1 protein-coding gene and 1 pseudogene are annotated in these 1,579 nt (G+C 29.6%); one reads left to right on the plus strand and one right to left on the minus strand.

Annotation, left to right across the window (positions count from 1 at the left end; genetic code table 11):
* Positions 1 to 895 (minus strand): annotated as a pseudogene (locus HKO22_RS10585) (site-specific integrase); the annotation flags it as partial.
* Between the two features lie 457 nt (positions 896 to 1,352).
* Between HKO22_RS10585 and HKO22_RS10590 the strand changes: the two are divergent.
* The coding region (locus HKO22_RS10590; RefSeq protein WP_169970504.1) for a helix-turn-helix domain-containing protein at positions 1,353 to 1,579 on the plus strand (227 nt) is incomplete at its 3' end.

A 1,579-nucleotide genomic window follows, 5' to 3' on the forward strand; every position in this document is an offset into this window, starting at 1 on the left:
TAGGGAAGAGATGAGCATATCTATAGGTAATATGAATCGATTCATGTCCAACCCTATCAGCTATTGCAGTTGCAGAAAATCCTAGTTCAATTAAGAGTGAAACATGAGAATGCCTTAAATCATGTATCCTAATTCTCTTTACTTGGGATTTCTTAGATCCCCTATCCCTTTCATGGTGAAGGTAACTCTTCGAGAAATTAAATATTAAGTCTTTTGGTTTTAACTTATAAAAACTTTCTATATACTCCTTGATCTCATCAGCTAAAAATTCAGGCATAACTATTGTCCTTATGCTTTTTCTAGTCTTAGGGGCTGTTATTACATTTTTCCCATCAATCCTTTGTAAAGATTCATCAATTTTTAATGTATGCCTTTCAAAATCAAATTTTTCTTTTGTTAAGGCTAATAATTCTCCCATTCTAAGACCACACCAATACAAAAGTTCAAAAGCATAGAATGATTCAGGTTTATCTTTTATAGCTTCTACAAATCTTTCATATTCATCTTGAGTCCAAAAGAGCATTTCATCAGCTTCTTTTCTCCCATAGAACCAACATCACAAGCAACATTAGTTTTTAAATTGTAGTACCTACAAGCATGATTTAAGATACTAGATAACTGAGCATGAATAGTTCTCAAATAAGTAGGAGAGTAGTTTTTCCCATTCTTATCCTTAATCTTCATTAGCTCATTTTACCATTGAATTATGGTTACATTAGTAATCTCATTAGGCATTAAATCACCTATATATGGAAGTATTTTTTGATTTACAATTGCTTCTTTTTTTTGTTAAAAATCCACGTTTTTTCTTAGTTAATTTTTCTCCTTTCCAGTTGGTATAATTAAATTTACAAAACCAAGTTTTGTTCCCACTTTCATCTTTAAATGCTGGCACTTTAAAGCTCCTTTGTATTTGTTGGTTTATAGCAATACTTTTCCATAAAGTATTCTCTATTTACCTTTCCTCTTTGTACACGATAACCTAATTTAAGTAGGTCTTGATTCATATCGTTTATTATCTGCTATGCTGTTGTCCTGCTTACATCAAGAAATTCTTGTACATCTTTTTCATTCATAAAAATACCTTTCATAATATCCTCCTTCTATAGTTTGTAAAGTTCTACATCCTCAAAAGGGCGAGCATTAATTTATATGTCTTACAATTTTCGTTCAATATCGAATGGAAAGTATGTATAATAGCTGTTCATATTTGTTCTGCCAAGCTTTTTCTATTTATTTTTTTCTAAAATATTCAGATACTTGCAGACATTTATAACAGAACAGTTTTGTTAAGCTTTTGTTCGTTTTGTGATAAAATATTTATAGTTATTATGAAATAAGGAGGAGTAAGTTTGATTTCTGGAGAAAAATTAAAAAAGTTAAGACTTATGAGAAACTTAACTCAAAAAGAACTTGCTATTAAATCAGGATTAACAGATGCTGCTATAAGAAATTACGAGCTTGGAAATAGATCTCCAAGTAGAGAACAATTACAAAAAATATCTGAAGCTCTTGATTGTGATATATCAGCATTAATTAATCATGAACCTAATTCTATTTTTGAAATAATGCATATAAT

Source organism: Peptoniphilus faecalis, from assembly GCF_012976305.1.
Classification (GTDB): Bacteria; Bacillota; Clostridia; order Tissierellales; family Peptoniphilaceae; genus Peptoniphilus_A; species Peptoniphilus_A faecalis.